We start from the raw sequence: 18,897 nt of genomic DNA on the forward strand, positions 1-18,897 counted from the left end.
GCCATGGGCGAGATGAAGCACCTCAAGACCATCGAGCAACGGCTGTTGTGGCTGTCGCACTGGATGGTCCACCACGCCAATCACGTCCGCCCCAGGGCGGACGGGATCAAGACCGGCGGGCACCAGGCCAGCTCGGCCTCAATCGTGTCGATCATGACGGCGCTTTACTTCCGGGCGCTCAGGCCCGAGGACCGCGTCGCGGTCAAACCGCATGCCAGCCCGGTCTTCCACGCCATGCAGTACCTGATGGGAAACCAGACCCGCGAAGCGCTGGAAGCCTTCCGCGGCTTCGGCGGCGCGCAATCCTACCCGTCGCGCACGAAGGACACCGACGACGTGGACTTTTCCACCGGCTCGGTCGGCCTGGGCGTGGCGATCACCGCGTTCGCATCGCTGGTGCAGGATTACATCAGGGCCAAGGCGTGGGGCGCCGAGGCACCATCGGGCCGGATGGTGGCCCTGTTGGGCGATGCCGAGCTGGACGAGGGCAACGTCTACGAATGCCTGCAGGAAGGCTGGAAGAACGACCTGCGCAATTGCTGGTGGATCATCGACTACAACCGACAGTCGCTTGACGGGATCGTCCGCGAGGGGTTGTTCGAGCGGGTCGAGAAGATCTTCGACGCCTTCGGCTGGGACGTGGTCCGCATCAAGCACGGTGCGCTGCAGCGCGCGGCCTTCGGCGAACCCGGCGGCGACAGGCTGCGCCAGTGGATCGACAGCTGCCCCAACCAGGAGTATGCCGCCCTGACCTACCAGGGCGGGGCCGTCTGGCGCAGGCGCCTGCTGGACGATCTGGGCGACCAGGGCGAGGTCAGCGCGCTGATCGAGCGGCGCAGCGATTCCGAGCTGGCCGCGCTGATGGAAAACCTCGGCGGCAACTGCGTCGAGACGATGGCCGAGGTCTTTGCCTCGGTCGATCATGACCGCCCGACCTGTTTTCTGGCCTACACGATCAAGGGTTGGGGCACGCCCATCGCCGGGCACAAGGACAACCACGGCGGCCTGATGACGAAGGACCAGATGGCCGAATGGCAGGCCCACATGGGCGTGCCCGAGGGCGCGGAATGGGATCCCTTCGCGACCGTGGACGACCCCGACGCCCTGCGCGCCTTCCTTCGCGGCGTGCCGTTCTTCGCCGAAGGGCCGCGGCGGTTTCGCGATGCCCGGATCGAGGTGCCGGCCATCGCGCGGGACGCGGGCCGCGAGACCTCGACCCAGGCCGCCTTCGGCAAGATGCTCGACGCGCTGGCAAGGGGCGACAGCCCGCTGGCCGCGCGCATCTTCACCACGTCCCCCGACGTTACCGGCACCACAGGGCTGGGCCCCTGGGTGAACCGGCGCAAGCTGTTCGCGCGGACCGAACGGGCCGACGCCTTCATCGAACACCGCATTCCCTCGACCGCGAAGTGGGAATTCACCCCGGCGGGCCAGCACATCGAGCTGGGGATCGGCGAGATGAACCTGATGCTGCTGCTGGGCGCGGCCGGGTTGTCGCACAGCCTGTTCGGCAAGCGGCTGATCCCGGTCGGCACGGTCTACGACCCCTTCGTCGGCCGTGGCCTCGATGCGCTCAACCACGCCTGTTACCAGGACGCGCGGTTCCTGCTGGTCGGCACGCCGTCGGGCGTCACGCTCGCGCCCGAAGGCGGCGCGCACCAGTCCGTCGGCACCCCCCTGATCGGCATGTCACAGGATGGGCTGGCCGCCTTCGAACCGGCGTTCGCCGACGAACTGACGGTTATCCTGGAGTGGGCCTTCGATTACCTGCAACGCGACGGCGAAGGCCGCCCGGACGAGCGCACCTGGCTGCGGGACGAAACCGGCGGATCGGTCTACCTGCGACTGAGCACCAACCCCATCGAGCAGCCCGGCCCGCGCGCCGACGACGCGTTCCGGCAAGGCGCAATCGACGGGGCCTACTGGCTGCGCGCGCCGGGGCCCAACTGCGAGATCGTCATCGCCTACCAGGGGGCCGTGGCACCCGAGGCCATCCGGGCGGCGGGCATGATCGCGGAAGGCCGGCGCGACATCGGCGTTCTGGCCGTGACATCGGCCGACCGGCTGAACGCGGGCTGGACGGCGGCGCAGCGCGCCCGCGCCCGCGGCGAGGATACCGCCGAGGCCCACGTGGAGCGCCTGATGCGCACGCTGCCCCCGCATTGCAGGATCATCACCGTGATCGACGGGCACCCCGGCACCCTGTCGTGGCTGGGCAGCGTGCATGGTCACCAAACCCTGCCGCTGGGTGTCGAGCATTTCGGCCAGACCGGCACGATCGCCGACCTTTACGCACACCACGGGATCGACGCGACGGCCATCGTGCAGCGCGCCGAAAGCCTGACGAAAGGCAGGCGCCTGCCCGCGGCCCCGGTTGCCGGCGGCCGCGCCTGACCGGAGCGATCCCGGCCTTCGAGTGCGACGCGCCGACACGCCGCCCCTTGGCGGCGGGGGCCGGGCGCTCAGGCGGTCTGGTCGTCGAGGCCGGCGTCGGGCGCGTTTGCCTTCACGGACTCGATCCCGTTGTCGCGCGCGCTGTCGCTGCTGTAGGTCTCGCTGGTGCCGATGACCTGGCCATTGCCGGCCTTGAGGTTGAACATCGGCTTGCCCGAGCCGGCGACCTTGCGTTCGTACCGCGCGTCCAGCGGGGCGTTCTTGCGCACCGACTCGATCCCGTTCTCGGCGCTGGCCTTCCGCTTGTACCCCTCTCCCACGAGGATGATCTCGCCGTTGCCGGCCTTGAGCCGAAAACGATATTCGCCGGCCTTGTCCTGATAGAGTTCGAATTTTCCGGCCATCGCCGTGGTCCTCCCGAGCAGACATGTATCGGCGTCACCTTGCGGCGATGTGGCCGGATTGGCAAGCGCGTGTGTCCGCCTCCGCGTCCGGGATCGCCGGGTTCAGTCCCGCACCAGCCGGAAGCCCAGGTGATCGGGCGGCAGCCCAACGGCACAGCCGCCGACGCTGGCGTCGCGGACGAAGTCGATGACGATCGCGCGGTGGCGTCCCCCGGCCAGGCGGGCGCCGCAATAGGGCGCGGCTTCGGCAAGACGTCCGTCGGCATCGACGATGCCTGTCTGCATGCAGCCGCTGGTCCATTCCCAGACGCTGCCGGCAATGTCGGCCACGCCCATGCTGTTCTCGCCGAAGCCGCCAGCGGGTTTCAGCGCGGCCTCCGTCCCGTCGCGCAGGGCCGTGCCCTTGCCGTATTGCCCCAACCAGCGCGCGGCCGGGTCGGCGCCGTCACTTTCCACCGCAACCTCGGCAAAGCGTTCGGCCGCCGCGCGCTGCCACTCGGGCGCGGTGGGCAGGCGCCATGTCTCGCCGGTGACCTCGGACAGCCACCGCGCATAGGCGTCGGCATCGCGCCAGCTGACCTGCGTCTGGGGGAAGGATCCCTCGCCCGTGACGCTGGCACGACAGGCGCCGGCGTCCACGCAGGCGGCATACCGAGCGCGCGACACCTGGTATTTCATGATCTCGAACGCGTCCACCCGGACAGGTTGCGGGGACGCCGAGACGGTCTTGCCAGCGCGGGAGAAGTTGCCGACAGGGCGGAACGGGATCTCGCCCGCCGGGATCGCGATTGTCTGGACGGCAGGGGCGGGCGTGATCGGCGGCTGCAACCCGACAAGCGCGGCCCCCGCCGCGAGCGCCCCGGCCGAAAGGAGGGCGAAAAGTTTCATCGCGACCCCCGGAAAGGAATGGAAAAAAGGGGGTGGCCGCGCAAGGCGGCCACCCGGTGCATCACGCGCCGTGGGCGGTCGGCGCGACGACCTGCTCCATCAGGTCGTTGTTCCAGTCGCCCTCGACCTTGACGTGGGCGGTGGCGCCGAGGTTCACGGCCTCGATCAGGTTGTGGTTCACGTAGGCATAAAGCCCCGGCTGCAGGAACTCGTAGAGCGCCGCGCCGGCGGAGCCGCCGCGAATGAACCAGGTCTCGAGGTCGCGCAGGGGCGGGTTGGCGAACTTGCCCTCTTCCCACACCAGGTCGCCGTGCCCGCCGATCAGGTGCGGCCGGGAATCACGGTTGGCCTGACTGTGCACGAAAAGCACCTTCTCGCCCACCGCGGCCTGCAGGGCATTGTCGCCGGTCAGCGCGCCCACGCGCCCGTTGAAGACGACATGCGACGGGATCAGCCCGTTCATCAGCGCCTCGGTCTCCGGGTAACTTGCCGCGACATCCGGGAACCGCTTGTATGCCCCGGTCTCGTCCTTGGGAATGTAGACGTCCTGCTCGCCCAGGTAATAGACCTTGTCATAGCTCACCGGGTCGCCGCGGTGGTCACTCAGGCCCTCGCGCGGCAGCACCATGATCGCCCCGTTCATGCCGGTCACGACGTGCCAGGGGATCATCGGGCCACCCGGTGCGCAGTGATAGACGAAAGTGCCCGGCCGGGTCGCCTTGAACCTCAGCACCGCCTTCTCGCCGGGGTTCACCAGCGTCAGCGCCCCGCCCCCCAGTGCACCGGTGGCGGCGTGGAAGTCGATGTTGTGCTGCATCATGTTCTCGGGCAGGTTGACGAGGGTCAGTTCGACGTAGTCGCCTTCGTGCACCACCATCATCGGCCCGGGCACCGACCCGTCGAAGGTCATCGCCTGCATGTAAACGCCGGTGTCGACCTCGATCTCCTTCTCGATGATGTTCATCTCGAACTCGACGATCCGCGGCTCCGCCGGCCCCACCTGTTCGTGCGGGTGCACGAACGGGGGCGCGACCAGTTCGCGGCGGACCCGCTCGAGGTTGGACAGGTCGGCCGGCGGCGCGACCGGGGTGAAGGATTCCTCTGCGCGGGCGGCCTTGGCCAGCATCGGCATGGCAGCGGCCCCCGCGACACCCATCAGAGCGGCTCTTCTGGTCAGCATCTGGTATCTCCTTTCGATTTCTGATGCCGTATGAGGGAAGATTACGCCCGTCGCCGGGCGGAAACGTTGTGGCGGCGCAAACTTCGCGCGTGATGCACGGGGTTTTCCGGTGGCCGGCGTTGCCTTCGGTCTTTTTCGGACAGCAAAAGGGCGGCCCCCCGAAGGGGGCCGCCCCGGCTGCCCGCCCGGCGCGGGACATGCCCGGATCACTCGACGTTGGCGAAGATCTCGTCGAAGCGCGCACCGGCCTTGCCGCGCTGTTTCACGGCCCTGGCCGCGTCGAGGTTGACCGCATCGCCGGCCTGGATCAGCGCGACCATGCCCATGCCGTAGTGGGGCGTGCACTTGACGCCATAGAGGCCCTCCTCGTCCACCGTCAGCTCGAAGGCCTCGTTGTACTTCGTCTTGAACGCCTCGACACCGTCGGGAAGCATGCCCCCGATGCTTTCCACGTTGTGGCCCGGGTCGGTGGGCACGAAGCGGACAACGTCACCGGGTTCGGCCTTCACGTAGGCGGGCTCGAACACCATGATCCCGGCCTCGCCGCGGTTGAGCATCTCGATCTCGTGGGTTTCGGCGGCCGCGGCGCCAGCGGTCAGCACGAGGGCGGCGGCGGTCATCAGGGGTTTGAACATCGGGTCGTCCTTTTCTATCTGTCAGGGTGAATCGACCCGTGCGGTATGCGATGGTCCCGCGCGCTGAACGTTGCTCTTCCACAAACTTCCGGATCATTGGTGCCCAGACTCGACGAAAGCCTGCTCACCGGCCTGCCGCCGTTCGCCCGCCTTGGGCGGCCCGAGATCCGCGAGATCCTCGACCAAGCGGCGTCGCGCCGCTACGACGAGGGCGCGGCGATCTTCCGCGAGGGCCACGACGCGGAAACCTTCTTCCTTCTGCTCGACGGATACGTGCGGGTCGCGCGCACCACGGCCGACGGCGACCAGGTGGTCGTGCTGCACATCGCGCCGGGGCAGTTGTTCGGGATCGCCCCGGCCCTGCGGCGCGACACCTACCCGGCGACGGCGTCCGCCGCGGCGGAATGCATCGCGCTCGCCTGGCCCGTCCAGCTGTGGCACGACTTCGCCGCGCGGTATGACGGGTTCGCCGCGGAAACCTACCGCACCGTGGGCCAGCGGCTGGGCGAGATCCAGGGCACGCTGACCCAGCTGGCGACGCAGGCGGTCGAACAGCGCGTCGCCGACGCCCTGCTGCGGATGGCCAACCAGAGCGGACGCAAGACGGACGCGGGCATCGAGATCGCCTTCCCGGTGACCCGGCAGAACATCTCGGAGATGACTGGCACCACGCTGCACACGGTCAGCCGGCTGCTGTCGGCCTGGCAGAAGGCCGGCATCGTGCGGTCGACCCGCAAGCACATCGTCATCACCGCGCCGCACCGGCTGGTGGAGCTGGGCAGCGCCGGAGGACCGGAAAGCTAGTCCAGGCCAGCCGCGCGGCGCAGGTCGGCGCGGAAATCATCCTCGTCCAGCTCGTATTCCTCGCAGGCCTCGACAACCGTGTGAAAGGGCGCGATCGGGCAACCCGGGCACAGCATCCGCCGCTCGAAAAACGGCCTGGCGGCGGCGGGCCAGTGCCGGAACAGCTCCTCCAGAGGCAGGTCTGGGTCGTCGATGTCCGGGCGGCGCATGGCGGTCTCCTGTCACGGCACCCCCATGCTGGCGCAGGCGGCCGGGCCGCTCTTTGCGATGGCGCAAACAGATCGGCGGCACGCACCGCGCCGCCCAGGCGCACGGCGAACACGCTCAATCGTTTTCCGGGTCGAGCGTGACAAGCACGTGACCGGCATCGACCGTGTCACCCGGTGCCGCGCCAACGGCGGCGACGGTTCCGGGCGCCGTGGCCTTCAACTCGGTCAGCAGTTTCATCGACTCGAACACCGCCACGGTCTGCCCGGTTTCCACCGCGTCGCCGGGGGTGACCCGCAGTTCAACCACGAGCCCCGGCATGGGCGCCGAGACGTCGTCGGACCGGGAAACGACGTCGGAAGGCCCCTGCGCCTCGAAATCGCCCAGCGGCACGACGTGCAGGGCGGCCTCCGTGGTGGCGCCCCGGACATGGGTGACCGCGCCGTCGAACAACACGCCGACGTTGATGCCGCGCCCCTCGCGGACCACGCGCAGGGTGCGCTCGTCGATCCACGCGGCCTCGACCCGCGCCGTGCCGCCGTCGGTCGTGGCCGTCAGGGCCGTGCCTTGGCCGCTGAGCGTGACACGCGCGTCCGGCGCCGCCGCATCGACGTAGATCGTGCGCGCGGGCCGGCCTGCCTCGGCCAGCAACCGGAAGCCGCCGAGCGCGTGCCAAGGCGATGCACCCGAAGGCGGGGCCAGGTGACGCGCAAGTGCCGCGAAAAGCAGGTTATCCCCCGGGTCCGGCTGCCAGCCGCCGGGCCACTCGCACTCGATGAAGCCGGTTGTCACGCCGCCGGCGGCGAAGGCGGGCCGCAGGATCGCGTCGCGCAGGAACAACCGGTTGGTCGTGAGGCCGACACACTCCAGCCGCTCCAGCGCGGTCACCATTCTGCGGCGCGCCTCGTCACGGTCCGCGCCATGCGCGGTCAGCTTGGCCAGAAGCGAGTCGTAGCTGGCGCCGACCTCCGCCCCGGTGGCGATCCCGCTGTCGGTGCGTATCCCCGCGGGCGGCACCCAGCGCAGGATCCGGCCGGTCCGGGGGCGGAACCCGTTGGCGGCGTCCTCGGCCGTCAGACGCGCCTGGAGCGCGTCGCCGGTGCGGGCGATATCGGCCTGGGCAAGCGGCAGCCGTTCGCCCGCGGCGGCGCGCAGCTGCAGCTCGACCAGGTCGAGGCCGGTGATTTCCTCGGTGACCGTGTGTTCGACCTGCAGACGCGTGTTCATCTCGAGAAAGAAGAAGTCCCCCGTCGTGGCGTCCATGACGAATTCCACCGTGCCCGCGTTGTCATACCCGATCTCGCGCGCCAGCCGCAGCGCGGCCTCGTGAAGCCGCGTGCGCGTTTCCGCGGACAGGTCCGGTGCCGGCGCCTCCTCCAGAAGCTTCTGGTGGTTGCGCTGGACGGAACAATCGCGTTCGAACAGGTGCAACAGGGTGCCGTGCTTGTCGCCAAGGACCTGCACCTCGATGTGACGGGGGTGCTGCACCAGCTTCTCGATCAGCAGGCGGCCGTCGCCGAAGGCACGTTCGCCCTCGGCGCGCGCGGCGTCGATCGCGGCCGCAAGCTCCGACTCGGCAACGACCGCGCGCATGCCCTTGCCGCCACCACCCGCCGAGGCCTTGATCATGACCGGCAGGCCAAGGTCGCGGGCCGCCGCGGCCAGGCCGCCCGTGGTCTGGTCGTCGCCCGCGTAGCCGGGAATGACCGGCACGCCCGCGTCCGCGGCGAGGGCCTTGGCCCGGACCTTTGAACCCATCGCGGCGATGGCCCCGGAATGCGGCCCGACCCAGGTGATCCCGGCCTCCGCGCAGCCCGTCGCCAGTGCCGGCGTCTCGGACAGGAAACCGTAGCCGGGGTGAACGGCCTGCGCGCCGGTGGCTTGGGCGGCCTCGATCACCCGGTCGTGACGCAGGTAGCTTTCAGCCGCCGCCGCCGGGCCGAGGCGGACGGCCTCGTCGGCCAGGCGCACGTGCAGCGCGTCGGCATCGGCATCCGAGTGAACCGCGACGGTGCGCAGGCCGAGCGCCCGCGCGGTGCGGATGATGCGGCAGGCGATCTCGCCGCGGTTGGCGATCAGCAGGCTGTCGAACATCCCCGCCTCACATCCTGTAGACGGGCCGCGGCCCGGTGTCGCCGGCCGCGCCCGCGGCCAGCGACAGGCACAGCCCCAGCACGTCACGCGTCTGGTCGGGTTCGATGATCCCGTCGTCCCACAGGCGCGCGGTCGCATAGTAGGGGTCCGACTGCGCCTCGAACTGGGCCCGTGTCCGGGCGTCGAGCGCGGCGATCTCGTCTTCCGAGGCATCGGATTTCAACGACCCGCGGCGCAGGTCGGTCACCACCGTCGCGGCGACGTCGGGACTCATCGTCGCGATGCGCGCATTGGGCCATGAGAACAGGAACCTTGGCCTAAAACCGCGGCCGCACATGCCGTAGTTCCCTGCCCCGAAGGAGCCGCCGACGAGCACGGTGTATTTCGGCACCCGCGCGTTGGCGACGGCATAGACCAGCTTGGCCGAGTTCTTCGCGATCCCTTCGCGCTCGGCCTCGGAGCCGACCATGAAGCCCGTGATGTTCTGCAGGAACAGCAGCGGGATCTGCCTCTGGTCGCAAAGCTCGATGAAATGCGCGCCCTTCAGCGCGCTTTGAGTGAACAACGCGCCGTCGTTGGCCAGGATCCCGACCGGGTAGCCGTGCAGATGTGCGAAGGCGGTGATCAGGCTGGAACCGTATTCCGGCTTGAACTCGGACAGTTCCGATGCGTCCACCATCGACCGGACCAGCGCGCGCATGTCGACCTGGCGCTTGAGATCCACCGGCGCGTAGTCCTGCGGCGTTCCGAACGCGGGATCGGGCGCGCGCGGCGCGCGAGGCGGCGGGTCAACCCGGCGGGCGCCGAGGTGACGGACGAGTTCGCGCAGTTTCTGAAGGGCGGTTGCCTCGTCGGGGGCAAGGTGGTCGCTGGTGCCCGAGACGCGCGAATGCATCGCCGCCCCGCCCAGCGTCTCGCCATCCACCTCCTCGTTGATCGCGGCCTTGACGATGGGCGGCCCGCCCAGGTGGATGCGGCCCGTTCCCTCCACCATGATGACCTGGTCGGACAGCGCGGGAATATAGGCGCCGCCGGCCGTGCAGCCGCCGAAGACGACCGAGATCTGCGGCAGACCCATGGCCGACATGCGGCATTGCTGCCAGAAGGTGCCGCCGAAATGATCCCGGTCGGGAAAGACGCGGTCCTGTTCGGGCAGGTAGGCGCCGCCGCAATCCACCAGGTACAGGCACGGCAGGCCGTGCTCTTCGGCGATTTCCTGCGCGCGCAGGTGCTTGCGGACGGTTTCGGCGAAGAAGGAGCCGCCCTTTGCGGTCGCGTCGTTGGCGATGATGACGCAGGGCTGATCGTGCACCAGCCCGATGCCGGTGACGATCCCCGCCCCCGGCACCTCGCCGTCGTAAAGACCGTGTGCTGCCAGCGGCGACAGCTCCAGGAACGCCGTCCCGGGGTCGAGGATCATCTCGATGCGGTCGCGCACGAACAGCTTGCCCCGCTGCGCGTGGCGCGCCCTGAGCCGCTCGCCACCGCCCTGCGCGGCGGCGCCATGCGCCGCGCGCAGCCCCGCGACCAGGTCTTCGATCGTGTCCATGCCTCCGGCCTTTCACCTGTGCCCGCTTGCCATTCAACCTAACGTTCGTTAGAAAATCCGGCAACAGCTTCTTCGGACAGGGCACGCGCATGACCGACACGACCGCATTCGACAGGACGACCCGCAGCCACCTGTTCTTCGAAGAGGAACACCACATGTTGCGCGCGCAGATCCGCCGGTTCGTCGACGAAGAGATCAAGCCCCACGCCGATGCCTGGGAGGCCGAGGGCGCGACCCCGCGCGCGGTGCTTCGCAGGATGGGCGAACTGGGCTTTTTCGGCATCCGCTATCCCGAAGCCTACGGCGGCTCGGACATGGACGCGCGCGCGACGGTGGTCCTGGCCGAGGAACTGGGCCGGTCGACCTTCGGCGGCGTCGCGATCTCGGCGCTGGTGCACACCGACATGGCGTCGGTCCACATATTCAACGCCGGGTCCACGGCGCAGAAGGAGACGTACCTGCCACGCGTCATCTCGGGCGAGGTCATCACCGCCGTGGGGCTGACCGAACCCGATGCGGGGTCGGACGTTAAGGGCATCCGCACGACCGCGCGGCGCGACGGCGATCATTACGTGCTCAACGGCTCCAAGACCTTCATCACCAACGGGGTCCTGGCCGATGTCTATTGTATCGCGGCCAAGACGGATACCGCCGTCGCCCCCACGCAGGCCACCTCGATGCTGATCCTGGAAAAGGGCATGGAGGGCTTCACCGTCGCCCGCACCCTCAAGAAACACGGCTGGAACAGTTCGGACACCGCCGAGCTGTCGTTCGAGGACGTGAAGGTGCCCGCCGCGAACCTTCTGGGGCAGGAAGGGCGCGGTTTCCACGAGATCATGAAGAACCTGCAGAACGAACGCCTGGTCCTTGGCGCCATGGCCATGGGCGAGGCGCAGGCGGCCATCGAACTGACGGTTGACTATGTCAGGGGCCGCAAGGCCTTCGGCGCACCGCTTTGGGACAAGCAGGCCATTCGGCAGCGCCTTGCCATGCTGGCAGGCAAGGTCGAAGCCGGCCGGAACATGGTCCATGCCACGGCCGCGCGGCTTGCGGCGGGCGAGGACCTGGTGCGCGAGGTCTCGATGATCAAGGCCTATTGCGGCGAGCTGGTCAACGAGGTGATGTACGACTGCCTCCAGTTCCACGGCGGGGCAGGCTACATGGTGGGCACCCCGGTCGAGCGCATGGCCCGGGACGCGCGGGTGCAGGCCATCGGCGGCGGCGCGACGGAAGTGATGCTCGAAGAGGTCGCCAAGCGCATGTGACGATGCCCAGGCAGGCCCGCAACCCAAACGCCGCCCGCGCGGCCCCCGCGAAACCAAGGGCGGCCGGGGCGCGCGCCGAGATCCTGGAGGCGGCCGCGCGCATGATGCGCGACCGCGGCTATTCCGAAATGTCGCTGCGCGATCTGGCAGCCCAGGTGGGAATGAAGGCGGGCAGCCTCTACTACCACTTCGCGTCCAAGGAGGAACTGGCCGTGGAGGTCATGCGGCTGGGCGTCGAGACCGTCTCTGACGCGGTTTCGGAGGCCCTCGACGCGGCCGCGGACCGGCCGGCGCGCGAACGGCTCGAGACGGCGCTGCGCGTGCATCTGCACACGTTGCTGTCGGCCAGCGAGTTCTCCTCGGCCCACATTCGCTGCTACCCTTTCGTGCCGGAGACCGTCCGCGGCCGCCTCGTGGCCGTGCGGCGCGACTACGACCGGCTGTGGACCGGCGTGATCCGCGACATGCTGGGCGAGGATGCCGCGGCGGAGGACGTCCGCTACCTGCGCCTGGCCCTGATCGGCGCGATGAACGGGGCGCTTGAATGGTACTCCCCCGGGCGCGACGACCCGGAGGCGTTCCTGCGCGCCCTGATGCGCCTGTTGCCCCCCGGAAAGGGCTGAACCCCATCCGACGCAGGCGCCCGGACGTGGGCCGCAGAACGACACCGTGCCGGGACCCCGGCAGTCAATTGGCCCTGAGGACTTTCTCGTCGGTCACGTCCCGGCCGACGAATATCCAGTGCACCGCATCGCCGTTTCCGCCCGGGACGGGGAACGTGTCGAGTTCGATACGTTTGCGACTGCCATCCGCGTGACGCAGCGGAACGTCATGCGTTGCCGCCTGCCGCGCCGCAACGGACGCGCGGATCTGCTGCAACGCGGCCCTGTCCCACCCCGCGCCGTCGAGATCCCGCAGCGACCGCCCGGTCACCTCGGCCCGCCCGCGGCCGGACCCGTTTTCGAAGGCGGGGTTGACGAAAACGACCTCGATATCGTCGTCTGCGTCGCCAGGCCGCTGTATCCCGATGATGACCATGTCATCCATGTGAAGAACCGCCTGTTCGAGCAGCCCGACCCGGTCATGCGTCTCATACGCCCCGGTGATGTCCGAGAAGCGGATCCCGAGACCCGATGTAGCCGGATGCATGTGGACCTCCAGCCACGTCCCGGCCGACGCGCAATACTCGATGAAGGTCCGGTTCTCGCCGTTCTCGACAGCCCGCGCGAGGTTCCTGTTGAACTCACCACCGGGCCCGGATGGAAAGGCATCCCGGATCGGCCGGCCTTCGATGCTGTCCTTGGACACCTGCAGAAGCTCGAGGCCGCGCCGGTTGACGAAGGCGCAGCGCCCGTCGGTGCCGACCGCCATGAAACCGCCGCCGATCGACTCGACCACGTCCCGGATTTGCGCATTGCGCCGGTCGGCTTCCCGGCGGGCCTCGACCAGGTCGGTCACGTCCTGGATCGCGCCTTGCGCCGCGACGATGCGGCCCGACTGGTCGTATTCTGGGTCGCCCGTGGTGCGGACCGTCAATTCCCGACCCTTGGCCGTGACGAGACGGAAGGTTTCGTCGAAGGGCGCGCCGTGTTCGAGGCAATTCGCGAAAAGCTGCCTCAGGCGTTGCTGGTCCTCCAGCGCGTAATAGCTCATCGCCTCGTCCGCGGACACGACCGTTCCGGCCGGAAGGTCGCGCACGGTCGCCGCACCGTCCGTCCACATCTCGGCGCCGATGCCCACCTCGTAGCGCCAGCCGCCGAACCGTGCCTTCTCGGCGGCCATGCGAATGAGGGCCTGCTGGTTGTTCGCGCGCGACTGCGCCTTTTCATAGGCGACGCGGGCCTGCCTGAGATCGGTGAAATCCGTGACGCTGCCGATCGCGGTCGGCGTGCCGTCCTCCGATGTCGAAAAGCCGGCCGTTTCCTCCATCCATTTCGTCTGACCGGCCGAATTCAAGATCCGGAACTGGTGCGACAGCGTCCCACCGTCGCGCAACCAGTCTCGGTGCGCCGCAAGCACCGTTTCGCGGTCCTCCGGGTGCACGACGCGCGACAGGAGGTCGGTGATGTCCTCGCCCTGCCTCGGGCGGCCTCCCAGCATGCTGGCGAGCGCATCGCTCACCCGCGCCTCGCCGGTATCGATGTCCTTCTGCCAACTGCCGACCTTGCCGAGGAACTCGGCGTGCTTCAGCATCGCGTGAAGCCGCCTTTCGCGCCGGTAGGCGCGTTGCAGCGCCGAATTCAACCTGTCGCCAAAGGCCTTTATCAACACGCACGACAGCCCGACGAAGACCATTCCCTTGAAGGTTTGCGCGGGCTGGTAGGCCCCGGAGACGCCGATCACGGACACCAGGTAATCCCCGACGATCACCCACGGCCCGCCGAAAAGCAGGAAGCAAAGCGCCAGCTTCGTTCCGAGGGTCAGGCGGGGCAAGCTCATCAAGACCACGCATTCGTCGGATAGTCGCCCATGTTAGACGTGTATTGCAAACAATGGAAATGTCAAAAATGCGATACCAACGTCAGAAGTGGCGACCCATCGCCGGGGCACGCTTACGGGCCCGGCTCCCCCTCGGACAGCCGATCGACCAGCCGGGTCAGCATCGTGTCGCAGGCGTCGAGTTGCGCGAGCGCGACGAACTCGTCCGGCTTGTGCCCCTGGTCCATGGAACCGGGGCCGCACACCACCGTGGGAATACCGAGCTCGCCCGCGAAAAAGCCTGCCTCGGTGCCGAAATCGACGTGACAGGTTCCCTTCTGCCCCGCCAGCGCCTGCGCCCAGCCGGCCACCGGGCTGCCCGCGTCAGTGGACAGGCCGGGATAGCGGGTGGTTTCCTCGATGGTGATCGCGGCCTCGGGAAACCGCGCGCGATACCGGTCCGCGATCTCGTCGGCCACCGCCTGAACGCGCGACGCGATGCCGGAGATCGCCTCTTGCGGCACCGCGCGGATCTCGTAGCCAAGCCGCGTGTCGTCGGGCACGATGTTCAGCGCGTGCCCACCCGCCAGCGTGCCGGCGTGAATGGTGGAATGGGGCACGGCGAAATGCGCGTCCTGCGCCCCGGTCTCGGCCAGCTCGGCCTGCAAGGCGCGCAGCCCCTGGATGAAATCCGCGGCCATGTGCAACGCGTTCAGGTGCATCGGCGCCATCGCGGAATGCCCCCCGGTGCCGTGGAAGCGGGCGCGGTAGGCCGCCTTGCCCTTGTGGCCCAGCGCGACCTGCATCGACGTCGGCTCGCCGACGATGCAGGCACGCGGGGCGCCCAGAAGCGCGGGCAGTGCCTCCAGCATCTCGCGCAGGCCCTTGCAGCCGACTTCCTCGTCATAGGAAAGGACCAGCTTCAACGGCTCGGACAGCGACCGCGCCGCGGCGCGGTCGGCCGCGGCAAGCATCGCGGCGACGAACCCCTTCATGTCCGTCGTGCCCCGCCCGTAGACGCGATCGCCGGCGCGGCGCAGCGTGAAGGGATCGGACGTCCAGTCCTGCCCGGCCACCGGCACCACGTCGGTGTGGCCCGACAGCACGACCCCGGGCCGCTCGGCCGGCCCGAGGCGCGCCACCAGCCCGGCCTTCGCCCCGTCGGGGGACGGCAACCGCTCGGTTATCGCGCCGCGGGCGCGCAGGAACTCCTCGGCAAAGGCCACCAGGTCGAGGTTGCCCGAGCCGCTCTCGGTCGGGAAAGCGACCAGCCGGTCCAGAAGGTCGAGGGTTCTTGCGCTCATGCAGTTGCCTTTCCGGGGGCGTCGGCGGCGTCCGCGAGATGCGTCACCTGCCCGTCGCTTATGGTCAGCGCCGCCCGGACGCCGGGATCACGCGGTTCGTGCAGCCGTTACAGGTCGCCGTCAACCATGACCAGGTCCGCCAGCACCCCCGGCGCCAGCCGCCCGAGGCGGTTTTCCTCGAAGGCCGCGATGGCGGCGTTGCGGGTGTAGGCCGCAAGACAGGCGTCGAGGTCCAGCCGTTGGTCGGGCATGTCCTCGGCCCAGCGCTTGCGCTTCAGCGCGCACCGGATCGCATGAAATGGGTCGAGCGCGCGCTGCACGTAATCGTCGAGTTGTGGCTTGTAGACCTCCCAGGCCCGCTCGACCGCGGCGACGGGGCAATCCTCGGTCCAGTCGCATCGCAGGTCGGCCACGGGCCACGGCACCCGATCGACCAGCGTCATTCCGGCCGAGTGCACCGGCCCGGCCTCGCCCCCGGCGGCCAGCCCGGCGCGCAGGGCCGCCAGAAGCCGGTCGCCGAGGTGCCCGCTGGCGGCCTCGAACCCATCGACGATCGCCTGCGGGACGTGTTCGTCGGCCAGCAGGTTGCCGCCCGCGGCAACGTCGCGGCCCTGCGCGGCGGACCACAGCCCCAGCGCCCTTGGCCCGGAATGCACGGCGGTGCCCCCGTCCGCGTCCACGGCCAGAAGCTGGCGGTACTCGGTGCAGTCCCGCCCTTCCAGCACGGCGGTGACGGCGGCCTCCGCCGGCCGCCCCTCGGCCATCGCATCGAGCGTCGCGGGGCCGAGGCGCGGGTCGGTCACGTTCTGGCTGGCGACGGCGCCGACACCGGCACGCGCGTAGGCACAGCGCGCCGCGACCGCAGGCGAAGACAAAGAGATCGCCACGCCGAACATGCCGGTGTCAGCGCACCTGGCCACGAGGGAAAAGGTCATCGGTCATCCTCCGCGATCACGGCAGTCGCGTCGATTTCGACCAGCCATTCGGGCCGCGCGAGCGCCTGCACCACCACCCCGGTGGAGACAGGGTGCACGCCCCGGATGTATTCGCCCATCGTGCGATAGACCGCCTCGCGGTGGCGCACGTCGGTCAGGCAGACCACGAGCTTGACAAGGTGTTCCATGCCGCCGCCGGCCTCCTGGATGAGCTGGGCGATGTTCCGCATCACCTTGTGCGTCTGCTCGACCGGGTCGTGGCTCGCGATGCTGGCGGCATCGTCAAGGTTCTGGGGGCACTGGCCGCGCAACCAGACGGTTCGCCCGCCCCGCGTGACGACCGCCTGGCACAGGTCGTTGTCGAGGTTCTGTTCGGGGTAGGTGTCGCGCGTGTTGAACTTGCGGATACGGGTATGAGCCATTTTGCGTTCGTCCTGATTTTCCGTCGTCCTGCCCGGGAATCCGGCCTCTGGCGTGGCCGTCACGCACCCTCGGGCACGGGGCGGGCCGCGTCATGATAGGCCAGATACTTGCGCTGCGTCGCGATGTGGTCCGCGATGAACCTGGCGTCGTGCCAGCCCCCCCAGATGAAGGAGGACCCCCGTCGGGACTGCCAGGGCAACCCGAGGAAGTAGACCCCGGGTTCCGTCGATATGCCGCGCTGGTGCGCGGGCCGGCCGGAGTCGTCGAACGCGTCCACCTTCAGCCAACCGTAGTCGAGGGAAAATCCCGTGGCCCATATGATCGTGCTTACCCCTGCGCGCGCGAGGTCGAGCTGCCGCAGCGGATCGGTCACGCACCCGGGATCGCGGTCGATCTGCCAGGCTTACGGCTCCTCCGGCAGGTCGAGGCCGTTGCGCGCGACTTAGGCGTCGGCCTCGCCCAGAAGCGACAGGTAGGTGTCGTCGCCGCGCGCGAGGTTGTCCGCCAGGTCCGACGCGAAGCGCAACGTGCCGTCGTCGTATGCCTCGGTCCGGCCGACAAGGGTCATGCCCTGTTCCGCCAGGCGCCGGAAAGCCACCGTGTGACCGCCGCGCGCGCCGCTCACCGAGATCGTGACGTGCTCGGTGTCCGGGTCCTGTGCGGCGGCGTCCCACTTGACCCAGAACACCCAGCCACCAGACGAAATCGCGCCCGCGGTAGCGCCGCGGCGGTTGGTCGTGCGGCCCACCGAGAGGTAGACGCGGCGCCCCGCGCGCATCAGTTCCTCGGCGATCTGCACGCCCGAGGACCCCGCGCCAACCACGAGCACGGCACCTTCGGCCAGCTGCGCGGGGTTGCGGTACGCGCTGGAATGGATCTGCGCGGGCCCGGCATCCCCGGGCACGACCGGCGGGATGACGGGTTTCTGGAAGGGGCCGGTGGCGGCCACGACGCGGGCGGCGTGGATCACGCCCTCTGAGGTGGTCACCCGAAACCCGGGGCGGCCGTTCGCCTTGCGCACCTCCCTGACCGCGACGCCGCAGCGGATCGGCGCGCCGATTCGATTGGCATAGGCCACGAAGTAGTCCGCCACGCTTTCCTTGGGCGCGAAGGCTTCGGCATCGGTGTCGTCGAACTCCATGCCCGGGAAACGATCGTGCCGGGCGGGGCCGTTGGCCACCAGCGAATCCCAGCGTTCCGACCGCCAGCGCTCGGCGATGCGGTGGCGCTCAAGAACGAGATGCGGGACACTGGCGTTGCCGAGATGCTCGCTCATGGCCACGCCGGCCTGGCCGCCGCCGACCACAAGGGTATCCACTTCTTCAATCGACATGTCTGGGTCCTTTCTGGCGTTCCTGTCGTGTCTCTGACCGATCATTGCGCACCGCCCCGTCGGGGCCTGCCTCCGGCGCCGCCCCCTGGCGCTGCCGGCGGGTTGCATGGAAAACCACCGGCTGATCCCGCTGTCGGCGGTGGCCATTGCGCGCGGGCCCATGACGCGGTCGGACAGGCCGGCGGCCTCTCGAACGAAGGCAAGCGGGCCGTCCCAGTCGAAATTGCGGTAGACCGGCGCGAGATGCGTGAACGGCGGCGCCTGCCCGAAAAGCTGGAGGCTCAGCCGGTGGCCGGCGTAGTCCGAGTTCAGCAGGTCGCGCGCGAAGGCCAGCAGAATGTCCGGATCCCGGTCCTGCGGCAGTCCGGCGCGGTCGCCCTTGGGGTCGGTGTTGGCGGACACGTGAAACGCGTCCGCGTGCACGGCCCGGGCAATGTGGCGGTCGATGTTCGTGGCGAACCGCGGGTCGATCCCGTTGAGCATCTCGCGCGCGTCGTGCCGCGACCACATCTCGGCCACCGTCTCGTCCCCGGTGCGGGCGACGACGCCGCCGATCCGGTCGAGAACGGCATCGGTGGCACGCCGCTTGGCCCACCAATCCTTCTGGCTGTAGGGCAACTTGCTGCCGATGGCCGAGGTTTCGCCATCGCGGGTATGGGTCATGATGTCCCGCGTGGCCGGGTCGTGCTGCATGTCGTAGACATCCGCGCGGATATCGACGACGGGTTTGAAAATGGGATGGGTCGTCACGTTCTGCACCCGTTCGCCCCCGACGTGGATTCCGCGGTGCGCGCGGATCGATTCTCGGTATGCGTCGCCTGTGCGGATCATGGACTTTTCCGGTTTCCGTGCCGGCACCGCATCGGGTGCCACGTCACGGGGGCATCATCGGGCAGCCGGGACGCCGGGCGAAAGAACGCCCTTTTTCAGCACGGATTAGCCACGCCCTAAGCCGGGCGGGCGTCGGCGTATGCCAGTCCGAAATCCCCAGCCCGTGGCGGGCTATCCCGGATGAGGATCTGGCTAACCGAACCTGCGGCATGACCTCCTTCGCCGGCGGCGCG

General features: G+C 69.1%; 15 protein-coding genes and 2 pseudogenes. 4 read left to right on the forward strand and 13 right to left on the reverse strand.

Annotated features, from left to right (window positions below; all coding sequences use genetic code 11):
* Positions 1-3 precede the first annotated feature (3 nt).
* Positions 4-2,394, forward strand: coding sequence for a hypothetical protein (locus CEF10_RS13225; protein WP_101068650.1), 2,391 nt, complete (start codon positions 4-6; stop codon positions 2,392-2,394).
* Between the two features lie 68 nt (positions 2,395-2,462).
* On the opposite strand, the gene CEF10_RS13230 is transcribed toward CEF10_RS13225, so the two are convergent.
* The 4 genes from CEF10_RS13230 to CEF10_RS13245 all read right to left on the reverse strand — a co-directional run bounded on the left by CEF10_RS13230 (position 2,463) and on the right by CEF10_RS13245 (position 5,501).
* Complete coding sequence (locus CEF10_RS13230; protein WP_101068651.1) at positions 2,463-2,798, reverse strand: YegP family protein; 336 nt, start codon at positions 2,796-2,798, stop codon at positions 2,463-2,465.
* Positions 2,799-2,900: 102 nt separating this feature from the next.
* A complete protein-coding gene (locus CEF10_RS13235; RefSeq protein ID WP_101068652.1) occupies positions 2,901-3,686 on the reverse strand; it encodes an SUMF1/EgtB/PvdO family nonheme iron enzyme in 786 nt (261 codons plus the stop codon).
* Positions 3,687-3,747: 61 nt separating this feature from the next.
* Positions 3,748-4,866, reverse strand: coding sequence for a copper-containing nitrite reductase (nirK, locus tag CEF10_RS13240; RefSeq protein WP_101068653.1), 1,119 nt, complete (start codon positions 4,864-4,866; stop codon positions 3,748-3,750).
* Between the two features lie 206 nt (positions 4,867-5,072).
* Positions 5,073-5,501 carry a pseudoazurin gene (locus tag CEF10_RS13245; RefSeq protein WP_101068654.1) on the reverse strand — a complete coding sequence of 143 codons (429 nt, stop codon included), beginning with the start codon at positions 5,499-5,501 and terminating at the stop codon, positions 5,073-5,075.
* A gap of 99 nt (positions 5,502-5,600) precedes the next feature.
* On the opposite strand from CEF10_RS13245, the gene CEF10_RS13250 reads away from it, so the two are divergent.
* The gene (locus CEF10_RS13250) at positions 5,601-6,305 is read left to right on the forward strand and encodes a Crp/Fnr family transcriptional regulator (RefSeq protein WP_101068689.1); all 705 of its coding nucleotides are present in this window, start codon (positions 5,601-5,603) and stop codon (positions 6,303-6,305) included.
* On the opposite strand, the gene CEF10_RS13255 is transcribed toward CEF10_RS13250, so the two are convergent.
* From CEF10_RS13255 to CEF10_RS13265, 3 genes are all read right to left on the reverse strand, one after another.
* Positions 6,302-6,514, reverse strand: coding sequence for a DUF1858 domain-containing protein (locus CEF10_RS13255; RefSeq protein ID WP_101068655.1), 213 nt, complete (start codon positions 6,512-6,514; stop codon positions 6,302-6,304). The two genes, CEF10_RS13250 and CEF10_RS13255, sit on opposite strands and share 4 nt — an antisense overlap.
* Before the next feature lie 115 nt (positions 6,515-6,629).
* Positions 6,630-8,606 (reverse strand): ATP-binding protein, encoded by a 1,977-nt coding sequence (locus CEF10_RS13260; RefSeq protein ID WP_101068656.1) that lies wholly within the window; start codon positions 8,604-8,606, stop codon positions 6,630-6,632.
* 7 nt (positions 8,607-8,613) lie between these two features.
* A complete protein-coding gene (locus CEF10_RS13265) occupies positions 8,614-10,155 on the reverse strand; it encodes a carboxyl transferase domain-containing protein (RefSeq protein WP_101068657.1) in 1,542 nt (513 codons plus the stop codon).
* Between the two features lie 89 nt (positions 10,156-10,244).
* On the opposite strand from CEF10_RS13265, the gene CEF10_RS13270 reads away from it, so the two are divergent.
* Together CEF10_RS13270 and CEF10_RS13275 are read left to right on the forward strand one after the other, a co-directional pair.
* Complete coding sequence (locus tag CEF10_RS13270; RefSeq protein WP_101068658.1) at positions 10,245-11,420, forward strand: acyl-CoA dehydrogenase family protein; 1,176 nt, start codon at positions 10,245-10,247, stop codon at positions 11,418-11,420.
* 2 nt (positions 11,421-11,422) lie between these two features.
* Positions 11,423-12,043: a TetR/AcrR family transcriptional regulator gene (locus CEF10_RS13275; RefSeq protein ID WP_101068659.1), complete on the forward strand. Its 621-nt coding sequence runs from the start codon at positions 11,423-11,425 to the stop codon at positions 12,041-12,043.
* Between the two features lie 64 nt (positions 12,044-12,107).
* On the opposite strand, the gene CEF10_RS13280 is transcribed toward CEF10_RS13275, so the two are convergent.
* The 6 genes and pseudogenes from CEF10_RS13280 to CEF10_RS17455 all read right to left on the reverse strand — a co-directional run.
* On the reverse strand, positions 12,108-13,859 hold the full coding sequence (locus CEF10_RS13280; RefSeq protein ID WP_101068660.1) for a PAS domain-containing protein: 1,752 nt from the start codon (positions 13,857-13,859) through the stop codon (positions 12,108-12,110).
* A gap of 113 nt (positions 13,860-13,972) precedes the next feature.
* Positions 13,973-15,142: an acetylornithine deacetylase gene (gene argE, locus CEF10_RS13285; protein WP_101068661.1), complete on the reverse strand. Its 1,170-nt coding sequence runs from the start codon at positions 15,140-15,142 to the stop codon at positions 13,973-13,975.
* A gap of 107 nt (positions 15,143-15,249) precedes the next feature.
* Positions 15,250-16,077, reverse strand: a complete 828-nt coding sequence (locus tag CEF10_RS13290; RefSeq protein WP_101068662.1) for a DUF1028 domain-containing protein — start codon at positions 16,075-16,077, stop codon at positions 15,250-15,252.
* Positions 16,074-16,499: a RidA family protein gene (locus CEF10_RS13295; RefSeq protein WP_101068663.1), complete on the reverse strand. Its 426-nt coding sequence runs from the start codon at positions 16,497-16,499 to the stop codon at positions 16,074-16,076. Before CEF10_RS13295 ends, CEF10_RS13290 begins: the two co-directional genes overlap by 4 nt.
* Before the next feature lie 59 nt (positions 16,500-16,558).
* Positions 16,559-17,833, reverse strand: a pseudogene (locus CEF10_RS17450) (flavin-containing monooxygenase).
* 342 nt (positions 17,834-18,175) lie between these two features.
* A pseudogene (locus tag CEF10_RS17455) lies at positions 18,176-18,664 on the reverse strand (4-hydroxyphenylacetate 3-hydroxylase N-terminal domain-containing protein); the annotation flags it as partial.
* Between the last annotated feature and the right edge of the window lie 233 nt (positions 18,665-18,897).

The sequence above is a fragment of the Roseovarius salinarum genome (assembly GCF_002834145.1).
Classification (GTDB): Bacteria; Pseudomonadota; Alphaproteobacteria; order Rhodobacterales; family Rhodobacteraceae; genus Roseovarius; species Roseovarius salinarum.